The sequence below is a fragment of the Marinobacterium rhizophilum DSM 18822 genome (assembly GCF_000378045.1).
Classification (GTDB): domain Bacteria; phylum Pseudomonadota; class Gammaproteobacteria; order Pseudomonadales; family Balneatricaceae; genus Marinobacterium_A; species Marinobacterium_A rhizophilum.
This window is the reverse complement of the sequence record NZ_KB899089.1, coordinates 381317-401958: the sequence shown is the minus strand read 5'-3', so window position 1 is coordinate 401958 and position 20642 is coordinate 381317. Positions and strand designations below refer to the sequence as shown.

The 20642-nt window shown below is 58.7% G+C and carries 19 protein-coding genes; 7 read left to right on the top strand and 12 right to left on the bottom strand.

Features of this window, described 5'->3' with window-relative positions:
- Positions 1 to 498: 498 nt before the first annotated feature.
- The 9 genes from tatC to F451_RS0101820 form a co-directional block, all read right to left on the bottom strand.
- Positions 499 to 1281 carry a twin-arginine translocase subunit TatC gene (gene tatC, locus F451_RS0101860; RefSeq protein ID WP_020679649.1) on the bottom strand — a complete coding sequence of 261 codons (783 nt, stop codon included), beginning with the start codon at positions 1279 to 1281 and terminating at the stop codon, positions 499 to 501.
- Positions 1281 to 1643: a Sec-independent protein translocase protein TatB gene (tatB, locus tag F451_RS24480; protein ID WP_020679648.1), complete on the bottom strand. Its 363-nt coding sequence runs from the start codon at positions 1641 to 1643 to the stop codon at positions 1281 to 1283. Before tatB ends, tatC begins: the two co-directional genes overlap by 1 nt.
- A 17-nt stretch (positions 1644 to 1660) precedes the next feature.
- Positions 1661 to 1921, bottom strand: a complete 261-nt coding sequence (tatA, locus tag F451_RS0101850) for a twin-arginine translocase TatA/TatE family subunit (RefSeq protein ID WP_020679647.1) — start codon at positions 1919 to 1921, stop codon at positions 1661 to 1663.
- A gap of 15 nt (positions 1922 to 1936) precedes the next feature.
- Entirely contained in the window at positions 1937 to 2272 is a 336-nt protein-coding gene (locus F451_RS0101845) for a histidine triad nucleotide-binding protein (RefSeq protein WP_020679646.1), read from the bottom strand.
- A 3-nt stretch (positions 2273 to 2275) separates the two neighbouring features.
- On the bottom strand, positions 2276 to 2608 hold the full coding sequence (locus F451_RS0101840; protein ID WP_020679645.1) for a phosphoribosyl-ATP diphosphatase: 333 nt from the start codon (positions 2606 to 2608) through the stop codon (positions 2276 to 2278).
- Complete coding sequence (gene hisI / locus F451_RS0101835) at positions 2601 to 3011, bottom strand: phosphoribosyl-AMP cyclohydrolase (RefSeq protein WP_020679644.1); 411 nt, start codon at positions 3009 to 3011, stop codon at positions 2601 to 2603. The genes F451_RS0101840 and hisI overlap by 8 nt, the downstream gene beginning before the upstream one ends.
- 84 nt (positions 3012 to 3095) lie before the next feature.
- Positions 3096 to 4727 carry a ubiquinone biosynthesis regulatory protein kinase UbiB gene (gene ubiB, locus F451_RS0101830; protein WP_026291433.1) on the bottom strand — a complete coding sequence of 544 codons (1632 nt, stop codon included), beginning with the start codon at positions 4725 to 4727 and terminating at the stop codon, positions 3096 to 3098.
- 181 nt (positions 4728 to 4908) lie between these two features.
- Positions 4909 to 5541 carry a thiol:disulfide interchange protein DsbA/DsbL gene (locus F451_RS0101825; protein WP_020679642.1) on the bottom strand — a complete coding sequence of 211 codons (633 nt, stop codon included), beginning with the start codon at positions 5539 to 5541 and terminating at the stop codon, positions 4909 to 4911.
- Between the two features lie 149 nt (positions 5542 to 5690).
- Positions 5691 to 6293 carry a c-type cytochrome gene (locus F451_RS0101820; RefSeq protein ID WP_020679641.1) on the bottom strand — a complete coding sequence of 201 codons (603 nt, stop codon included), beginning with the start codon at positions 6291 to 6293 and terminating at the stop codon, positions 5691 to 5693.
- A 198-nt stretch (positions 6294 to 6491) separates the two neighbouring features.
- Between F451_RS0101820 and yihA the strand changes: the two genes are divergently transcribed.
- Complete coding sequence (yihA, locus tag F451_RS0101815) at positions 6492 to 7169, top strand: ribosome biogenesis GTP-binding protein YihA/YsxC (protein ID WP_020679640.1); 678 nt, start codon at positions 6492 to 6494, stop codon at positions 7167 to 7169.
- 248 nt (positions 7170 to 7417) lie between these two features.
- On the opposite strand, the gene polA is transcribed toward yihA, so the two are convergent.
- Entirely contained in the window at positions 7418 to 10177 is a 2760-nt protein-coding gene (gene polA / locus F451_RS0101805; protein ID WP_026291432.1) for a DNA polymerase I, read from the bottom strand.
- Between the two features lie 90 nt (positions 10178 to 10267).
- Here polA and F451_RS0101800 point away from each other — a divergent pair, with 90 nt between their 5' ends.
- From F451_RS0101800 to uvrD, 3 genes are all read left to right on the top strand, one after another.
- Positions 10268 to 10549, top strand: coding sequence for a DUF2782 domain-containing protein (locus F451_RS0101800; RefSeq protein ID WP_240476423.1), 282 nt, complete (start codon positions 10268 to 10270; stop codon positions 10547 to 10549).
- A gap of 4 nt (positions 10550 to 10553) precedes the next feature.
- Positions 10554 to 11531 (top strand): homoserine kinase, encoded by a 978-nt coding sequence (locus F451_RS0101795; protein ID WP_020679636.1) that lies wholly within the window; start codon positions 10554 to 10556, stop codon positions 11529 to 11531.
- A gap of 133 nt (positions 11532 to 11664) precedes the next feature.
- Entirely contained in the window at positions 11665 to 13884 is a 2220-nt protein-coding gene (uvrD, locus tag F451_RS0101790) for a DNA helicase II (RefSeq protein WP_020679635.1), read from the top strand.
- 43 nt (positions 13885 to 13927) lie between these two features.
- On the opposite strand, the gene F451_RS0101785 is transcribed toward uvrD, so the two are convergent.
- Together F451_RS0101785 and F451_RS0101780 are read right to left on the bottom strand one after the other, a co-directional pair.
- Positions 13928 to 14776, bottom strand: a complete 849-nt coding sequence (locus tag F451_RS0101785; protein ID WP_026291430.1) for a class I SAM-dependent methyltransferase — start codon at positions 14774 to 14776, stop codon at positions 13928 to 13930.
- A gap of 109 nt (positions 14777 to 14885) precedes the next feature.
- Positions 14886 to 15284, bottom strand: coding sequence for an acyl-CoA thioesterase (locus F451_RS0101780; protein ID WP_020679633.1), 399 nt, complete (start codon positions 15282 to 15284; stop codon positions 14886 to 14888).
- Between the two features lie 212 nt (positions 15285 to 15496).
- On the opposite strand from F451_RS0101780, the gene F451_RS0101775 reads away from it, so the two are divergent.
- The 3 genes from F451_RS0101775 to pstA all read left to right on the top strand — a co-directional run bounded on the left by F451_RS0101775 (position 15497) and on the right by pstA (position 20639).
- Positions 15497 to 16468: a PstS family phosphate ABC transporter substrate-binding protein gene (locus F451_RS0101775; protein WP_020679632.1), complete on the top strand. Its 972-nt coding sequence runs from the start codon at positions 15497 to 15499 to the stop codon at positions 16466 to 16468.
- Positions 16469 to 16650: 182 nt separating this feature from the next.
- Positions 16651 to 18927, top strand: coding sequence for an ABC transporter permease subunit (locus F451_RS0101770; RefSeq protein WP_020679631.1), 2277 nt, complete (start codon positions 16651 to 16653; stop codon positions 18925 to 18927).
- A gap of 23 nt (positions 18928 to 18950) precedes the next feature.
- Positions 18951 to 20639 carry a phosphate ABC transporter permease PstA gene (gene pstA, locus F451_RS0101765; protein ID WP_020679630.1) on the top strand — a complete coding sequence of 563 codons (1689 nt, stop codon included), beginning with the start codon at positions 18951 to 18953 and terminating at the stop codon, positions 20637 to 20639.
- Positions 20640 to 20642 lie beyond the last annotated feature (3 nt).

Genomic DNA, 20642 nt, shown 5'->3' with positions numbered 1-20642 from the left:
CCCGTGTCTCAAGTGAGGCGCATATTCTAGCGACTCAGTGTTTTAAGTCAACCCTTTTTTTCAACTTTCGTGGCCGGAGCCGCGTGGAAAACAGGGTGACTCACAAGTCGATAACGCCGGTTAATTTTACAAGAAAATCAACCATTTACTTCCGACTTGCTCGCTCTGCTTGAGGGCCGTTAAAGCCGCTCTCCCTAAGCGAGGTGCGCATTCTACATTCCCCCAGCGGAGAGTCAACAGCCCTTTTGAAAATAATGCCCGGAAAGTGAAAAAAGGCCGAATCCGGGCCTGAAAAACGCCTCGAAGCGCATAATTGGTTTAAATAACAAACAACAGTTAACCATTAACACTCATGAGCCTGCCAAAGCCCCGTGAATAAAACCGGACCGAGCCGATAACAATCGCCAGCAGCTCCATATCAAAAGCCCCATAAAAGAAAAGGGCGCCCATTAGGGGCGCCCTTTTAATATTACGGCTCAGCTCTCACTGTGCGGCCTGTTAATCCGGCACGTCGGTGTCAGCATCATCTTCCTCATGCGGCTTGCGCACAATCACTCTGCCCAGAAGGATACCCAGCTCAAACAACAGCCACATGGGCAGTGCAAGCAGACTTTGAGAAATCACATCAGGCGGCGTCAGCAGCATGCCCACGACAAAACAGGCCACCACGACATAGGCGCGCTTGCTGACCAGGCTCTCTACCGTGGAAACACCGCTCCAGATAATCAGCAAGGTCGCAATGGGAATCTCAAACACGATGCCAAAAGCAAAAAAAAGCTTAAGTACGAAATTGAGGTAGCTACTGATATCGGTCATTACCGCGACGTTCTCGGGTCCTACGCTGGTAAAGAAACCAAAGATCAGCGGAAAGACAACATAGTAAGCAAACGCAATGCCGCTATAAAAGAGCGCAATGCTGGATACCAGTAGCGGTATCGCAATACGGCGCTCATGGCTGTACAAGCCCGGCGCAATAAAGCCCCAGATCTGGTGCAGGATAAAAGGCATGGCCGCAAATATCGACAACACCAGCGTTAGCTTGAAGGGTGCGAAAAATGGCGAGGTCACATCCGTTGCAATCATGCTGGTGCCAGCGGGCAGCAGCGCAGTTAACGGTTTCGACAGATAGGCATACAGGTCGTTGGCGAAATAGAACAGGCTCAGAAATACGAGCATGACTGTCAGCAACGCCCAGATAAGCCGCTGGCGCAGCTCAACCAGATGAGAAATCAGCGGCTGCTCTTCGTCCTGTCCGGACACCGGCTCATTCAACTTGCTCATCAGGGCTGCGCTCTGTCAGTTGACGCGGCGTTACTGCCTGGTGTCGCGTCCGGCTCAGCGCGAGCGGCCTGGCTATCATCAAGGGGCGCCGCACTGCTCGCCTTTGGCTGGACAGACTTAAAGGGGGTTTTCATTTCGGTGAGTTCTTCATCTAGCCGCTCTTTCTCGATGGCGGCGTTGCGGCGCAACTCATCCAGCCGTAATTCTTCCGAGATCTCGGACTGGATGCCACTCACCGTACGGCGGAATTTCCCTACCCACAACCCGAGGGTACGCACGGCAGTCGGGAGCTTCTCCGGCCCCAGCACCAGTAACGCAACCACAGCAACAATGAGCAGCTCAGCAAAGCCTATATCGAACATTCAGGGGCCCGTATGGCTTATTGATCAGCCTTTTTGTCGTCTTTGACAGCTTCTTTCTGCGCCGCATCAACCTTGCTGGAGAACTGGGCGTCTTCCTCCTTGTCGAGCTTCTTCGGATCCTTAGCGTCTTCGCTATCATCCGACATCGCTTTCTTGAAACCTTTCAGGGCCCCACCAAGGTCACCACCGATGTTGCGCAGCTTCTTGGTGCCAAACAGCAACAGGAGAATCGCGAGTACGATAAGCAACTGCCAAACGCTAATACCACCAAAACCCATAACATCTCTCCCGAATCACATGGCAGGCAACTTGCCGCCACCAAGAATATGAAAATGCAGGTGGTAGACCTCCTGACGCCCGCCAGGACCTGTATTGGTCACCGTGCGAAAGCCATCATCAAGGCCACTCAGCCGCGCTATCTGCGGTAATTTCATCATTATGTGGGCAATCAAACTTTGATCCTGTGACTCCAGGCCAGCCAAGTTGCAAATATGCTTCTTGGGCACCACCAGAAGATGCACAGGCGCCTTGGGTGCCCGGTCCCTGAACGCTATGATCTGTTCGTCTTCATACAACACATTGGCTGGTGCTTCATGCCGCGCAATACGGCAAAAAATACAGCCTGTCACCGGTCAGTCCTTGCTGCGGGCGGCTTTTTCGTCCAACCCGGACAGACCGAAGCGACGGGACAATTCATCCAGTACCGCCTGAGGAGATTCTCCCAGGTGGGACAGCATGACCAGGCTGTGAAACCACAGGTCCGCCGTTTCATATACCAGATCAGTGTTATCACCACTGACACTGGCGTCCTTGGCGGCCAGCAGTGTTTCAGTAGCCTCCTCTCCAACCTTTTCCAGAATCTTGTTCAGACCCTTGGCATGCAGACTCGCTACATAGGAGCTATCGGCCGCAGCAGATTTTCGTTCTTCCAGTAAAACACCGAGTTGTTGCAAAACGTCATTCATCTATCGAATTCTCGGTTTTTGTATAAATGGCGCCCGGCTCTTTGAGCACGGGATCTACCGGAACCCAGTGACCGCCTTCCAGCACGCTGTAAAAGCAGCTTTCACGCCCTGTATGACAGGCAATTCCACCCAACTGTTCAACCTTGAGCAGAATCACATCGCCGTCGCAATCAAGACGAATCTCATGCAGCTGCTGAATATGGCCGGACTCTTCGCCCTTGCGCCACAGTTTTTGCCGCGAGCGTGACCAGTAGATGCCCCGTTGCTCCTCAACCGTTAACTGAAGCGCCTCACGATTCATCCAGGCCACCATCAATATATGACCGCTCTGGTAGTCCTGAGCGATGGCGGGAACCAGGCCATCGTTATTCCATTTCACCTGATCGAGCCAGAGTTCTGACATAACTTATATTTGAACCTAAATCCGACTGGAGCAGGCAAGAATAACCGAAGCCCCTGTTTACGCCAAGCCACAACGGCTGCACGACTAGTGCATTAGTAGCAGATAAAAGCCACCGGCAGCCATCAGCCACCCCGGGGCCGAAAGATGCTGCAGCCAGGGATCCAGATCACCCGCCCCCAGCACGACGGCCAGCACCAACAGCAGCACACCACCGGCGCGGGCCCGCCGGCGACGCCGTGCGGCGACCTCTTGCGCTTGCAGGACGAGCTGTTGCTGCACACGCTGATTGGTATCCATACGCTTGATCTGCTGCAGCGCATCGAAGACCAGCTGCGGCATGTGGGGCAGCTTGTCCAGCCACTCCGGTGCCTGCTCTTTCACCGTACGTAACAGCGCCTTGGGGCCCACACGGTTCTTCATCCAGGTTTCGAGATAGGGCTTGCCGGTTTTCCACAGATCAAGCTCCGGGTACAGCTGCCGCCCCAGCCCCTCGACATTGAGCAGCGTCTTCTGCAACAGCACCAGCTGGGGCTGTACTTCCATATTGAAGCGGCGCGCGGTCTGGAACAGCCCCAGTAGCACCTGACCAAAGGAAATATCTTTTAAGGGCTTTTCGAATATAGGTTCGCAGACACTGCGAATGGCTGTTTCAAATGCGTACAGATTGGTGTCCGGTGGTACCCAGCCGGAATCAATGTGTAGCTGCGCCACCTGCCGGTAATCGCGCTTGAAGAACGCCAGGAAGTTACGGGCCAGGTAGTTTTGATCCTCCGGGGTCAACGAACCAACGATCCCGAAATCAACTGCCAGGTACTGGGGCTGTGACGGGGTCTCGCGCGACACAAAGATATTGCCGGGGTGCATGTCCGCATGGAAGAAGCTGTCCCGAAACACCTGAGTGAAGAAGATCTCGACACCACGCTCGGCGAGGGCCTTCATATCGGTGTTCTGAGCCTGCAGCTGCACAACATCCGCCACCGGAATTCCCTCGATCCGCTCCATGACCAGCACGCTTTGGCGCGTCAGATCCCAGAAGATTTCGGGGATATAGAGAATCTCGGACTGTTCGAAGTTACGTCGCAGCTGCGAGCCATTGGCCGCTTCCTTGCGCAAATCAAGCTCGTCAAAAATCGTCTGCTCATACTCGCGAACCACCTCGACCGGACGCAGCCTGCGCCCCTCCGGCCAGGCCCACTGCAACAACTGGGCGAAGGTGTAAAGCAGATCAACGTCCTTGCGAATCGTGCGCTCAATACCGGGGCGAACAACCTTCACGACCACATCACGGCCACTGTGCAGGCGGGCGACATGCACCTGAGCCACCGAAGCCGAGGCCAGCGGCTGGGAGTCAAAACGTGTAAATAGCTCGTTCACACTCTGACCCAGCGCCTTTTCCACGATCAGGCGCGCCGCCTCACCGGGAAAGGGCGGCACCTGATCCTGCAGCCGTTGCAACTCAAGTGCGATCTCATCGGGCAGCAGGTCTCGCCTGGTCGAGAGCATCTGGCCAAACTTTATGAACACCGGCCCCAGTGCTTCGAGCGCCAGGCGCAGGCGCTCTCCCTGGGGCCGCTTCACAGCAATAAAATAACGCCAGGGCAGCAGACGCAGACACAGCCGCATATACCAGGGCAGCGGCACCTGATCAAAAACGGTATCCAGCCGATAGCGGGCCAACACTCGAGCAATCTTAACTATGCGCAGAAGTCGTCGCACCTGTAGGGAATCCTGTCTGACTGACTAAAACTAAAAGGCGAGGGTCAAACCTCGCCGCGCCCAAGTGTGCCTGCTGGTCGCGAACAGGTAAAGAAACGCGCATCAATAACCGCATTGCCAGGGGCCAGAAACACAAAAGCCGCCGGACGATGCCGACGGCTTTTGTAATTCAAGCCAGGTGTCACATTGACTTGCGCTCTTTCTCGACAAGGTAATCAACCACTTCCAGCATCTGCTTGTGGCCGCCAGCCGAGCCCGCCGTGACGCGGTACTTGCCATTGACCACCATGGTCGGCACGCCGGTGATCTCGTAACTGCGCGCCTTGGACTCACCCTGGTTCAGCTTGGTATTGACGGCAAAAGAGTTCATCAGCTTGCCGAACTTATCGCGATCGACACCCAGTTTGCCATAAAACTCAACCAGATCCTCCTGCTTGGAAAAACGCTGCTTGTTCAGGTGGATCGCATCGAACATCTGCTGATGGCTCTTGTCGACCACATCCATCAGCTCGGCGGTGTAATAGGCGCGGGCAAACGGCTCCCAGCTGCGCCCAAAGACCACGGGAATGCGCACGAACTGCACATCGGCATCCTGGCGCTTGTGCCAGCCCGCCACCAGCGGTTCAAAACTGTTGCAGTGCGGACACAGGTAACCAAACATCTCGGTCACTTCGACCCGTGTCGGATCGGCCGTTTTCACGGCAAAGGGCAGCGTTTCGTACTGCACGCCATCCTGGAAAGGTTCAGCCTCGGCCGCCCAGACCGTCAGTGACATCATCATCGCCAGCAGGCCAACACAGAGTTTTCTAATCATCTTCCCTTCTCCGAAAAACTGTAGATATACGGGGACTACCGGAAACGACCAAAGTTCATTCAGGCGAAGTCGGTCACCCGGCGACCACTGCCCAATGACAACAAAGGCAGCCTAAGCTGCCTTATCCAAACCTGCGCTGAACGCCGGGCTCAGTGCAGGCCCTGAACGTAGTCAGCCACAGCCTTGATTTCAGTGTCGCTCAGTTTTGCAGCGATATCACGCATCATGCCGTTCGGGTCATTGTCGCGCGCACCGTTACGGAATGCCATCAGCTGTTTTTCAACATAGGCCGCATGCTGACCGCTCAGCGCCGGGAAACCGGCTGAGGAGTTACCGGTACCATTGGGGGAGTGGCAGGCCGTGCAGGCAGCAACACCCTTATCCATCACGCCGGCACGGTAGATCTGCTGGCCGGCTTCAACCAGTTCCTGCGACGTCTGACCGATCTGTACCTTCTGACTGGCAAAGAATGCCGCAATGTTAGCCAGATCCTGATCACTGAAACCATTCAGCATTCCGGTCATTTCAACCACCTGGCGCGATCCTGCCTTGATTTCCTTGAGCTGCTTCAGCAGGTAGGCTTCATTCTGCCCTGCCAGCTTGGGAAAGTTCGGTACCGCGCTGTTACCATCGGCGCTATGGCAAGCGGCGCATACAGCCGTGTTCGCTTTCCCAGCGGCGGCATCACCTTCGGCCTGTGCCACGCCCGAGATCCCAAAGGTCACCAGTAAGCTGATCAGTAGTTTATTCATCGACTAACCCAGACTCTTGCTTGATAAAGTGTGAATCCACCCCGGCGCACCGGCGTAAACTTGTATTCAGTGTATTGCCTTGACTGGCAGTTATACGCAGCCACAGGTAAAATTTGGCGGCATTATAACCAATACCCACATAAACTGGAACGGATTCGATCTGTTCTGCCGCCGTCCAAGGCACCAAAGCGAGCTCCTATGCCCACCTCTGACACGCCCATCCAGTACAACAGCGCCGTTTTCAACACCAGTGCGGCTCGTCTGAGCCAGTGCCCGGAAGACGAAGGCGCCGAGGTTGCCTTTGCCGGTCGCTCCAATGCTGGCAAGTCCAGTGCGATCAACACCCTGACCAACAATTCCAAGCTGGCCCGCACCTCGAAAACACCAGGGCGCACACAGCTGATCAACTTCTTCGATCTGAATATTCCGGGGCTGCGCATCGTCGACCTGCCCGGTTATGGCTATGCCAAAGTCCCGATTGCCATGAAAGAGCACTGGCAGAAGCACCTGGATGCCTATCTGCAAAAACGTGGCTGCCTGCGCGGCGTGGTACTGGTGATGGACATTCGCCACCCCATGAAAGAGTTCGACGAAATGATGATCGGCTGGTGTGAATCGACCGGCATGCCACTGCACGTTCTGCTGACCAAGGCCGACAAACTCAAGCGCGGCCCCGCCCAGAGTACACTGCTGAGCCTGCGCAAGGAACTCAAGGCACGACTGGGGGACAATGTCAGTGTTCAGACCTTCTCGGCGCTGAAGAAAAGCGGCGTTGAGGAACTGCAAAGCCGCCTCGATAGCTGGCTGCAGCTCGATTCCATCGACGCCGAAGCAGACGATATCGACGATGACGCCATGGGTGATGACGAGGCCTGACACCTGGCAGCGGAAATGCAAAAAGAAGCCCTGCAACTGGCTGGAAGGGGAATTACAGACAGGTGTAGGGCTTCAACGCATGCTTCTTATGACAGAGATCACTACCATGACCATGGCACAGATAAATGTGAAAATGTGACTCTGCTATCGGTTGAGTCTGCCCAGCAGCAAAAGTTCCGGCGCTGTCAAAAGTTATTCTCTTAGCAGCGCCTGAACCGGCAGCCTCATCCCGCTACGCAGTTAAGTGATTAATGCGCCTCGTCCCAGTGCGCACCCACGCCCGCTTCAACCAGTAGAGGCACAGCCATCTCGGCCGCCGCGGCCATGCGCGACTTGATCTCTGGCACAAAGGCCTCCACGAGGTCTTCACGCACCTCAAATACCAGCTCATCGTGTACCTGCATGATGACTTTGACATCCAGCCCCGTCTCATCAAGCCACTGTGCTACCTGCACCATAGCGCGCTTGATGATATCGGCCGCCGTACCCTGCATGGGCGCGTTAATGGCCGTACGCTCAGCACCCTGGCGGCGCATGCCGTTACTGGCATTGATTTCCGGCAGGTACAGCCGTCGCCCGAACAGGGTCTCGACATAGCCCTGGGCCCGCGCCTTTTCACGGATATCGTCCATGTACTGCTGCACACCGGGATAGGTCGCGAAATAGTGATCGATGTACTGTTGCGCCTCGTTACGGCCAATTCCCAACTGTTTGCCCAGCCCGAACGCTGACATGCCGTAGATCAGGCCGAAGTTGATCGCCTTGGCGCTGCGCCGCTGTTCAGTGGTGACCTGCTCCAGCGCGACCTTGAACACTTCCGCCGCCGTGGCGCGATGAATGTCTTCACCCTTTGAGAACGCACTCAGCAGGCCCTTGTCCTGTGACAGGTGCGCCATGATGCGCAGTTCAATCTGGGAGTAGTCGGCCGCCACCAGGCGGTAACCCTGGGGCGCTATGAAGGCCTGGCGGATACGGCGCCCCTCGGCACTGCGAATAGGAATGTTCTGCAGGTTGGGATCCGTCGACGACAGGCGCCCAGTCGCGGTTATGGCCTGGTGATACGAGGTGTGAATGCGGCCGGTATTCGGATTGATCATCTGCGGCAGCTTGTCGGTATAGGTCGACTTGAGCTTGCTCAGGCCGCGGTGCTCCAGAATTAGCTTGGGCAGAGGGTAGTCGAGCGCCAGCTCCTGCAGCACCTCTTCAGCAGTGGACGGCGCCCCCTTGGGGGTCTTTTTCAGCACCGGCAGCTTCTGCTCCTCATAGAAGATCTGCTGCAGCTGCTTGGGGGAACCCAGATTAAACGGCCGTCCGGCCAGCTCAAACGCCTCGCGCTCCAGCGAGACCAGGCGCTCGCCCAGTTCGATGCTCTGCTTGCCCAGCAGGTTGGCATCCACCAGGGCGCCATTGCGTTCGATCTGTGACAGCACCGGAATCAGCGGCCGTTCGATTTCCTCGAAGACCTGCAACAGCCTGCCCTCCTCGCGCAGCCGGGCATACAGCACCTGGTGCAGGCGCAGCGTAATATCGGCATCTTCGGCGGCATAGGGTGCGGCCTGCTCCAGCGCTATCTGATTAAACGTCAGCTGCTTCTTGCCCTTGCCGGCAATATCCTCGAAGTGCACCGTCTGCACACCCAGATAGACGTCGGCCAGACTGTCCATGTCATGACGTGTCGCCACGGAGTTAAGCACATAGGACTCCAGCATGGTGTCAAAGGCCACCCCCCGCAGGCTGATCCCATAGCGCGCCAGAACATTCATGTCGTACTTGATGTGCTGACCGACCTTGGCCAGGTCGGCATCTTCCAGCAGCGGCTTGAGCTGTACCAGCACCGCGGCCCGGTCCAGCTGATCCGGCGCATCCACATAGTCGTGGGCAAGGGGCACATAGGCCGCACGACCGGGCTCAATGCAAAACGAAACACCGACCAGCTCAGCCTGCATGGAATCAAGGCTGGTGGTTTCGGTGTCAAAGGCAAACAGGCTCGAGCCTCGCAGTGCCTCGATCCAGCGGTCCAGATCAGCCTGCTCCAGCACGGTTTCATACTCGATCTGTGCAGGCACCGCAGCGGCACCGTCTTCTGCATCCTTGGCGCTCGAAGCATTCATCTGGGACGCAGACCCGGCGCCCAGTTCCTGAATCCAGCTGCGAAACGAAAACCGCTTAAACAGCTCCAGCAGCTTGTCATTATCGGGCGTCGGCAGTCCAAAATCGGTTACGCTCTGATCCAGCTCGACATCGGTCTTGATGGTGGCCAACAGATAGGACAGTTCGGCCGCTTCGCGGTTTTCTTCCAGTTTCTTGGCCATCGTCTTGGCGCCGCGAAACCCCAGAGTGGCAATTTTATCCAGGTTCTCGTACAGATCCGCGATACCGCCAATGCCCTGCAGCAGCCCCAGCGCCGTTTTCTCACCCACCCCCGGCACGCCCGGGATGTTATCGACCTTGTCACCCATCAGCGCCAGCAGGTCGATCACCAGCTCCGGCGGGATACCGTACTTTTCCTTCACCCCGGCAGCATCCATGCGGACATCATTCATGGTATTGATCAGGGTCACATGCTCATCAACCAGCTGCGCCATATCCTTGTCCCCGGTGGATATGAGCGTGCTCATGGATTTGGCGCTGGCCTGACGTGCCAGGGTACCGATCACATCATCCGCCTCGACCCCGTCAACCATCAGCAATGGCAGCCCCATGGCCCGAACAATGTCGTGAATCGGCTCAATCTGCAGTCGCAGGTCGTCAGGCATGGGCGGGCGCTGGGACTTGTACTCGACAAACAGTTCGTCCCTGAAAGTTTTGCCCTTGGCGTCGAAAACCACCACCACCGGGCTTTTCGGGTACTGCTTGATCAGACTGCGCAGCATCGAGGTCACCACCCGCACCGCGCCGGTCGGAAAGCCATCCTTGGTGCGCATGTCCGCCTGCTGGGATGCAAAGAATGCGCGGTATAAATAGGAAGAGCCGTCGACTAGAATGAGGGATGGGTGTTGCTCGCTCATAGCGGTATCCATGATTGTTAGTGCCGGGGGATAGTGTCAGGGCTGACAATCATATTAAATATGCCGCAGCCAACCAACGAAATTGGAAATATGATGAAAAAACTGCTGTTGCTCGCCAGCCTGTTGCTGGTGCCGCCGGCGCAGGCGGAGACGCTGCCGGAATTCGAACCGGACGCCCCGCAAATCACTATTCGCCATAAAGACGAAAGCGCCTTTTATGAATACCGTGTCAATGGTGTGCTGAAAGAGGTCAAGGTTGTTCCCAAAATCGGGAAACCCTATTATCTGGTGCCGGTCGAGGGTAGCGGTGAATTCAGCCGCTTCGAAGAATCCTCCCTGCTAATCCCCAAATGGGTCATTTTCAGCTGGTAATATTGTGGCGGTATATACAGAAGTAACTGCACAGGACCTCAACCGCCTCTTGGCCGACTTTGATCTCGGCACACTGGTCGCCCACAAGGGTATCGAAGGCGGTATAGAAAACACCAACTATTTCGTCACGCTTAGCGACCCTGACGGCCTCGAACAGGAATATGTCCTCACCCTGTTCGAAGAATTTACACTGGAGGAAATGCCCTTTTTCGTTGAGCTGACCAGCTGGCTGGCTGAGCGCGCCGTTCCCGTTCCTGCGCCGTTCAAGGATCGTGACGGCATCGCCCTGAAACAGCTGCACGGTCGGCCAGCCTTGCTGCTGCCGCGTTTTGCTGGCACGCATGTGCACCCCGAGGAACTCAGCCCGGCGCACTGCACCTCTATCGGCACAGCGCTTGCGAAGCTGCATCTGGCGGGTAGCGATTTCTATCTGCAGCGCCAGGCCCACCGCGGTGTGTTCTGGTGGCGCCGCGAGAGCCAGCAGATTACCAGCCGACTGCCGGAAGACGAAGCACTGCTGCTCAGTACCGAAGTGCGCAACTTCGATACCCTGCGTGCCGCCGGTCTGGACCTGCCAATGGGCGTGATCCACGGCGACCTGTTCCACGACAATGCCCTGTTCAGCGGCACCGACGTGAGCGCGATTCTGGACGTCTACAACGCCGCCACCGCCTACCTGCTCTACGACCTGGCGATCGTGGCCAACGACTGGTGCGTCAACGCCGATGGCACCATAGACCCCGAGCGCGAGCGCGCACTGCTGCGTGCCTACAACGCGGTGCGTCCCTTCACGGACGACGAGCGCCAGGTCTGGCCGCAGCTGACCCGCACCGCGGCCATGCGCTTCTGGCTGTCGCGCCTGATTCCCTGGCTCGGCATCGCACAGGCCACACGCCAGGGCGGTGAAATGAAGCTCAAGGACCCCGCCGAGCTCAAGCGCATCCTGCTGCACCGGATCGAGCAGCCCTCGCAGCTGCCCTGACTCGAGGCCGCAAGCCAAGCGCAGGCGTTCGGGTTATACTGGACGCCCATACAGCCATTTACCTTCCCGGAACAGCCGGCCTCTACTGGCCTGCCGTCCCCGGGACCAACCGCAGAGCCCGATTGTTGCCGCCATGGATGTAACCCCGATTCTCGACTCCCTCAATGATGCCCAGCGTGAAGCGGTCTCTGCACCGGTGCAGAACCTGCTGGTACTGGCCGGTGCCGGCTCCGGCAAAACCCGCGTGCTGGTGCACCGTATTGCCTGGCTGATTCAGGTCGAGGACATCTCGCCCTACTCGATCATGGCAGTGACCTTTACCAACAAGGCGGCGCGGGAGATGCGCGGGCGTATCGAGGAACTGCTGGGGCTCAACCCGCACGGCATGTGGGTTGGCACCTTCCATGGTCTGGCGCACCGCCTGCTGCGCGCGCACTGGCGCGATGCCGGGCTGCCCGACAATTTTCAGATCATGGACAGCGACGACCAGCTGCGGCTGCTCAAGCGCCTGGCCAAGGAAATGAACCTGGACGAACAGCGCTGGCCGGCGCGGCAGTTCCAGTGGTTCATCAACGCCCAGAAGGACGAAGGTCTGCGCGCCCGTCACATAGAGCCGTCGAACGATCCCTTTCAGCGCACCATGCTGAACGTCTACGTCGCCTACGAGCAGGCCTGCGAACGTGGCGGCATGATCGACTTCGGTGAACTGCTGCTGCGCAGCCTGGAGCTGCTGCGCGACCGTTCACCGGCGTTGCTCAAGCATTACCAGGAGCGTTTCCGCTACCTGCTGGTGGACGAATTCCAGGACACCAACGCGATCCAGTATGCCTGGCTGCGGCTGCTGTGCGGCAGCGAGCGCAAACTGATGGCCGTGGGCGACGATGACCAGTCAATTTATGGCTGGCGCGGCGCCCGCATCGAAAACATCCAGAACCTGCCGGAACATTTCCCCGGCACCACCACCATCAAGCTGGAACAGAACTACCGCTCCACCAACAGTATCCTGCAGGCGGCCAATGCCGTGATCGGCAACAACCAGGGCCGTCTGGGCAAGCAGCTCTGGACCGAGGGCAGCGATGGCGAACCCCTGTCAGTCTATTCCGCGTTCAACGAGCAGGACGAAGCCACCTTTATTGTCGGTCGCATTCAGCAGTGGGTCCAGGACGGCAACCTGCGGGCAGACTCCGCCGTGCTGTACCGCTCCAACGCCCAGTCTCGCATTATCGAGGAAATGCTCATCCGTGCCGGTATGCCCTACCGCATCTACGGCGGACAGCGCTTCTACGACCGGCTGGAGATCAAGAACGCCCTGGCCTATCTGCGCCTGATGTCGAGCCGCCACAATGACACCGCCATGGAGCGCGTGATCAACGTGCCAACCCGCGGCATCGGCACCCGCACCATCGAGTTGCTGCGCCAGCACGCCCGGGAGCAGGAGCTCAGCATGTGGCAGGCCGCCTGCGAAATCATCGAGCAGGGCCTGCTGCCGGCCCGTGCCGGCAACGCGCTGCGGGCCTTTCTCGAGCTGATCGACCGGCTCGACGCCGACACGCGGGATACCCAGCTGCACGAACAGACCGAGCACATGATCAAGCACAGCGGCCTGATTCAGCACCATGAAAAGGAAAAGGGCGAAAAGGCGCAGTCCCGCCTCGAAAACCTGGACGAACTGATCACCGCTGCGCGGCAGTTCGCCGGCAGCTGGCAGGAAGATGTCGAGACCGAAGAAGACGAGGCGCGTACTCCGCTGATCGCCTTTCTCGACCAGGCTGCGCTGGATGCCGGCGATGCCCAGGCCGACGAACACCAGGACAGCGTACAGATGATGACCCTGCACTCGGCCAAGGGCCTGGAGTTTCCGCTGGTGTTCCTGGCGGGCATGGAGGAAGGCCTGTTCCCGCACAAGATGTCGATCGAGGAACCCGGCCGGCTCGAGGAAGAACGCCGCCTGTGTTACGTCGGCATTACCCGCGCCATGCAGAAGCTGTACCTTACCTACGCCGAATCGCGCCGACTGCACGGCCAGGAAAACTTCAACCGGGCCTCGCGCTTTATTCAGGAAGTACCACCCGGACTGATCGAGGAAGTGCGCCTCAACGCCCAGGTGCGCCGCCCGCTGACGGCGCGGACACCGAGCGAGCCGCTGTTCCAGGGCACGGGGGCATCCCTGGCCAATGCCGAAGTCCCCGCGACCAGCATTTCCCTGGGCCAGCGCGTCGGTCATGCCAAGTTCGGCGAAGGTACCGTGATCAATTACGAAGGATCGGGGCCCAAGGCCCGGGTGCAGGTAAACTTTGACGACGAAGGGGCCAAGTGGCTGATGCTCGGTTTTGCCAACCTGCAGCCGCTGTAGACTGGGCACAGCCTGCAGGGCGCATTCGGCACCGGCACAACAATTATCCGATGGCCGGTGTAAGCTTGCGCAGCCAGAGGCTGGTTTCCAGCGCTTCGTCCGGTATTGGCAGGCGTGCCACAACGCTGCCCTGCAGCTGTGACTGCATGCGACTCGCCACATAGTGGCTGGCCCAAAGCGGTTCGGCGGCGCCGCTGCCCAGCAGAACCGCCACTCCCTGCTGCTCGTTGTAACCACGCCAGCGCCAGTGGGCGGGATAGTCATCGGGCAGCAGGACATCATGAAAATGCACCAGCACGCCTGCGGCCAGCCGCGGCCAGACCCGGTTCAGCAGCCAGTCGACATCACTGCCGGGCAACAGCAGGTGACTGGAATCTATGAACAGCATGTCCCCCGCCTGCAAGCGCTCAAACAGTGCCATATCCGCCTGCTGCACCGGCGTACGCACCAGCGTCACATCCAGCCGGGACAGGTCCGCGCGCGGCACGGGGTCAATGCAGACCAACTCAGTATCCAGACCCTCATCCCGACAGGCCTGGGCAAAAAAGCGCGTGGAGTGGCCGGAGCCCACCTCGACAATCCGGTGCGGACGGATCTGGCGGGTCAGGCCATAGGCCATGGCGCCGTCCAGGCGTGGAAACCAGCTCTGCTGCCAGCGCGGCAGCGGCGGTTGCGTATCGTTGAAACTCTGCAACTGCGGCGCAAAAGCCTCCAGCGCGGCAAGCCGCTGGCCGAACTGCACTTCATGCTGCGCCAGCCACTGTTCGATCGCGCCATAGGACGGCGTTGCCTCCGGCAGCTGATCGGCATAACGGTAAGGCAGGAAGTAACCCTGACGGCGCCATCCGAGCAACGTCGACAGCGCCATCCTGAGTAGTTTTATACGCCGCATCTGTGTGCCATCTCCATAGCGCAGGCCAAGCCGGGCCCTGTTAGTCCATTAAAGTCCGACACCGTTCAACTGGAAGGCCCAGCTGGAATGACTCACCCGCCGGGTGCGATTACTGCACCGGCAACGGGCGAATGTGTCCGTGCTGGTCAATGGCAACCTGCACACACTCGAATTCGGTCACCTTGCGCGGCTCCCGGCCGTCCGGGCAGCGTCCCCAGACCTCAACCGAGATACGCGCTGAGCTGTTGCCCAGTTCAACCACCTGGGTATAAAAGCTGAGGATGGTTCCCACCAGCACCGGCGAGAGAAAATCCATGCTCCCCACTGACACTGTGGCGATGCGGCCCTCGGCAATCTTGGCCGCTCGAATTTCCGCCGCTTCAACCGCCCGCGCCGCAACCCAGCCGCCGTAGACGTCACCAAACATGTTGGTTGCCTGGCTGCTGGCCGGCAATTTAAGGCTCAGCTCACCGCTGGGCAGCGGATTTTGCTCATCTATACTGGACATGATCGACCTTCCAACCTGAAAATTTTGAATGCACTGAGTTTAATCTTCGCAGCTGCACAAATCACTACCTCTAGAGTACCGGTATTCCGGTTCCGCCCGCGGAAAGACGCAACTCGCAGACCCCAAGGCAGTGTCATATTAGTGTCACAGTTCGACCCTATAGTGGCGTCCAACACAGCGCAATGAACCTTATCACTCTTCAGGAGCTAACCATGACACCGATGAAAAAGCTGCTCTCAGCCGTTGCCATCTCGGCAACCTGCCTGACCGCCAACGCCTCCGACCTGCTGGACGCGAACCTGCCGGCCTACGAAAAGGCATCTGGCGTTTCCGGCAACCTGTCCAGCGTCGGTTCCGATACCCTGGCCAACCTGATGACCCTCTGGGCGGAAGAGTTCAAGCGCCTGTACCCTAACGTCAACATCCAGATTCAGGCCGCTGGTTCTTCCACTGCGCCGCCTGCACTGACCGAAGGCACGTCCAACATCGGTCCGATGTCCCGCAAGATGAAAGACAAGGAACTGGAAGCTTTCGAACAGAGGTACGGCTACAAGCCGACTCCCGTTGCCGTGGCCATCGATGCCCTGGCCGTGTTCGCCCACAAGGACAACCCCATCGCTGGCATGACCATCGATCAGGTTGATGCTGTATTCTCGTCCACCCGCAAGTGCGGCGCTGCCGAAGACGTAGCCAACTGGAGCCAGCTCGGCCTGGACGGCGCTCTGGCCGACAAGAGCATTCAGCTGTTCGGTCGCAACTCGGTTTCCGGCACCTACGGCTACTTCAAGGAAAAAGCACTGTGCAAGGGCGACTTCCGCAACAATGTTAACGAACAGCCGGGTTCTGCGTCTGTTGTCCAGTCCGTCTCCACCTCTCTGAACAGCCTGGGCTACTCCGGTATCGGCTACAAGACCGCCTCCGTACGCGCCCTGCCACTGGCCAAGAAAGCCGGCGAAGCGTTCGTTGAAGCCTCACCGGAAAACGCCATCACCGGCAAGTACCCGCTGGCCCGCTCACTGTATGTTTACGTCAACAAGAAGCCAGGTGTCGAGCTGCAGCCGCTTGAGCGTGAATTCCTCAAGCTGGTCATGTCCAAGGCCGGTCAGGAAGTGGTCGTGAAAGACGGCTACATCCCGCTGCCTGCCAAGGTCGTTGAAAAGCAGATGGCTGATCTAGGCCTGTAACACTTCAGCCAACCGGTTAATGGCCCAGCGCCGCTAACCGGGTCGGCATGAGAGTGCGACACAGTGCAGGGATGCTGGCAACAGCATCCCTGCACTTCATTGTGTGCGGCCTGTAACAAAACCGTCATAGAACTGCATTATTGTAGCCGCCGCATATTAAAGACTTCCGGGGACCGAGTGCCATGAGCAACGAAGCCACAGTTAGCGTACCCGAGCTCGATTTCAACACCCCCTCCGCCCGGCGCAAACGCTCGATGCGTGCGCTGAAGGATAGGGCTGCGACCTTGGGCATCGGTATCGGCGGCATCAGTGTCATCGTCGCTATTCTGCTGATTTTTTTCTATCTGCTATACGAAGTGATGCCACTGTTTCGTTCTGCCACCGTTGAGCCCTGGCAGCAGAACGGCCAGGTGGTTAGCCCTTACCCGCTGCCGGGTCAGGGCAAGACGCTGTACCTGGCCATGGAAGAGCAGGCAGAGATCGGCCTGCGCCTGACCGACGCTGCCGAGGCAATCTTTTTTGATACCCGTACAGGTGATATCGTCAAGCAGCAGTCGCTGAGCCTGCCCGAGGGCGTGTCCATCAGCAGCTTCGCGCTGATCTCGGAGGCCCGTCGCCTGTTCGCGCTGGGACTGAGCAATGGCACGGCCCTGGTACTGCGTCACGATTACAAGGCATCCTACCCCGACGGAGTGCGGGTACTGACGCCGGTACTCGCCTATCCGCTGGGTACCGACGCCATCCCCATGGGGGATAGTCCGCTGGAACTGCTCACCGTCAATGGCGACGGTGACAACTGGCGTCTGATCGGCGGCAACGCCCAGAGCCTGACCCAGACCGATATCGAGCTGAGCGAAAACTTTCTCAGCGGTGAAGTCGAAACCAGCATTGAAACAACCCGCCTGGCCCCACCGAACGTCAAGGCCAGCAAGCTGTTGCTGATGCCGGACCGTCGCTGGTTGCTGATTGCCGCCCAGGGCGGAAAGCTGGCAGTGGCCGATCTGCAGGCTCCCGATGATGCCAGCATCACCCAGATCATCAACGCCACCACCGGCGATATCAAGGCATTCGAGCTGCTACTGGGCGGCAACTCGCTGATGCTGGCAGACAGCAAGGGCGTGGTGTCCCAGTGGTTCCTGGTGCGCGACGAACAGGGCTCTTGGCAGCTGACGCCCATTCGCAGTTTCGACACCGGCGGTACCGCACTGTCCGGCTTTACCACCGAGCACCGTCGCAAGGGTTTCGCTACCCTGGACAACGAAGGCACCCTGAAACTGTTCAATACCACCGCACAACGCAATGTACTGAGCGAAAAGCTGATCGAGGGTCCTGTAGATCAGATGGCCTATGCTCCTCGTTCTAACGCCATGCTGCTGGAACAACAGGGCACGCTGAGCTTCTGGGACATACACAATGAGCACCCGGACATTTCCTGGAGCGCGCTCTGGGACAAGGTGTGGTACGAAGGCTATGAGGAACCGGCCTACGTGTGGCAGTCATCGGCCGCCAACAACGACTTCGAGCCCAAGTACAGCCTCATGCCGCTGGCGTTCGGTACCCTCAAGGCGGCCTTCTATGCCATGCTGCTGGCCACGCCATTGGCCATTTGCGGCGCTATCTACACCGCCTATTTCATGGCACCGGGTCTGCGACGCAAGGTGAAGCCCGTCATCGAACTGATGGAAGCCCTGCCAACCGTCATTCTGGGCTTCCTGGCCGGCCTCTGGCTTGCCCCCTTTATGGAGCTCAACCTGGCCGCGGTGTTCCTGATACTGCTGGTCATACCGGCTTCCATCCTGGCCTTTGCCTTTGGCTGGGCACAACTGCCCAACCGGCTGCGCTTCCTGCTGCCCGAAGGCTGGGATGCCGCCTTGCTGATTCCGGTGGTCATACTGGCGACCTGGCTCAGCTTTGCCCTGGCCGGTCCCATCGAGCAGATGCTGTTCGACGGCGACATGCGCCTGTGGGTCAGCCAGACCCTGGGGATCAGCTACGATCAGCGCAACGCGCTGGTGGTCGGTATCGCCATGGGCTTCGCCGTCATTCCGACCATCTTCTCGATCACCGAGGATGCCATCTTCGCGGTACCGAAAAGCCTCAGCTACGGCTCGCTGGCACTCGGCGCCACGCCCTGGCAGACACTGGTGCGCGTGGTCATGCCGACCGCCAGCCCCGGTATTTTCTCGGCAGTGATGATTGGCATGGGCCGCGCAGTGGGTGAAACCATGATCGTGCTGATGGCAACCGGCAACACCCCGATCATGGATGTGAACATCTTTGAGGGCATGCGGACGCTGGCCGCCAATATCGCGGTGGAAATGCCGGAGTCGGAAGTCGGCAGCACGCATTTCCGTATCCTGTTCCTGGCCGCCTTCGTACTGTTCATGTTCACCTTCGTGGTGAACACCCTGGCAGAGAGTATTCGCCAGCATCTGCGCCAGAAATATGGCTCTCTGTAATCGGGTGACTGAGGATTAATGTGATGAGAATTTCCGTTTCCGACTGGACCCGTTCCGGCTCCCCCTGGGTCTGGCTCAACGCCGGCGCCGTGGCCATCTGTATCATCATGGTACTGGGTCTGCTGGCGCTGATCGCGGTGCGCGGCCTGGGTCACTTCTGGCCCGCCGACGTGCTCAGCGCCAGCTACGACCAGAACGGCAAGCGCTCCCAGCTGGTGGGCGAGCTGGTGGAGTCAGAATTTGTCCCTGCTGCCCAGCTGCGCGATTCCGGTGTCGATGTACCTGCCGGGGTCGAGCACATGAAACGCGACCTGTTCAAGGTCGGTAACCGCGATGTTACCGGCGCCGATTTCGTCTGGGCACTGGACGACAGCGTCACCGAGCGCAGCTACCCGCCCATGATGTTTGTCGCCGAACGGCGCGAATGGGGTAACCTCTATGGCTATCTGCAGGCGATCAAGCAGGACGGCGAACTGGTCGCCCAGCATGACGGCTATGCGCCGGGGCCCGAATATGATGCGCTGTGGCAGGACTTTCAGCGTCGCATCAACCGTGCCCAGGAGCTGCACGCCCAGATCGAGGACATCCAGAAAGGTGTCATCGGCTCCATCAACTACGAGCTGGAACGTCTGCGCCTGAAACAGCGTGCGCTGGAACTGAAAAACAGCACCGATGCGCTGGCCTATGCCGAGATCGAAGACCGCCGCACCGAGCTCAACGCCGAATACGAGGTGTTGCAGGGCCAGCTGCTGGAACTGAGCAATGCCCTCAACCGTGACAGCTTCGTGGTCGAGGTGGCCAACGGGCGCAGTATCGAAGTGCAGATGTCCAAGGTCGTGCGCGCTTTTCTGCCCAACAGCATGCATGTCGGCGACAAGATCATGCACTACCTGTCCAAGATCTGGGAATTCATCGCCGATGACCCTCGAGAGGCCAACACCGAGGGCGGCATCTTTCCGGCGATCTACGGTACCGTCATGATGGTGCTGCTGATGTCCGTCATGGTGACGCCGTTCGGGGTTATCGCAGCCGTTTACCTGCGCGAGTATGCCCGCCAGGGCTTCACCACCCGCGTTCTGCGCATCGCGGTCAACAACCTGGCCGGCGTCCCCTCCATCGTTTACGGTGTATTCGGGCTGGGCTTTTTCGTCTACTTCCTGGGCGGGAACATCGATGACCTGTTCTTCCCCGAAGCCAAGCCGTCGCCGACCTTTGGCACCGGCGGCCTGATGTGGGCCTCGCTGACCCTGGCGCTGCTCACGGTGCCGGTGGTAATTGTAGCCACCGAGGAAGGCCTCAGCCGCATTCCCCGCGCCGTGCGTGAAGGCTCCCTGGCACTGGGCGCCACCAAGGCGGAAACCCTGTGGAAGGTGGTACTGCCCATGGCCAGCCCCGCCATCATGACCGGTGTTATTCTGGCGATTGCCCGGGCCGCGGGTGAAGTGGCACCACTGATGCTGGTGGGCGTGGTCAAGCTGGCACCCAGTTTGCCGCTGGACATGAACTACCCGTACCTGCATCTTGATCAGAAATTCATGCACCTGGGCTTTCACATCTATGATGTGGGCTTCCAGAGTCCGAACGTGGAAGCGGCACGTCCGCTGGTGTATGCCACTGCGCTGCTGCTGGTGGTGGTGATTGCACTGCTGAACTTCTCGGCCATTGCGATCCGCAACCATCTGCGCGAAAAATACAAAGCGCTTGAAATGTAACGC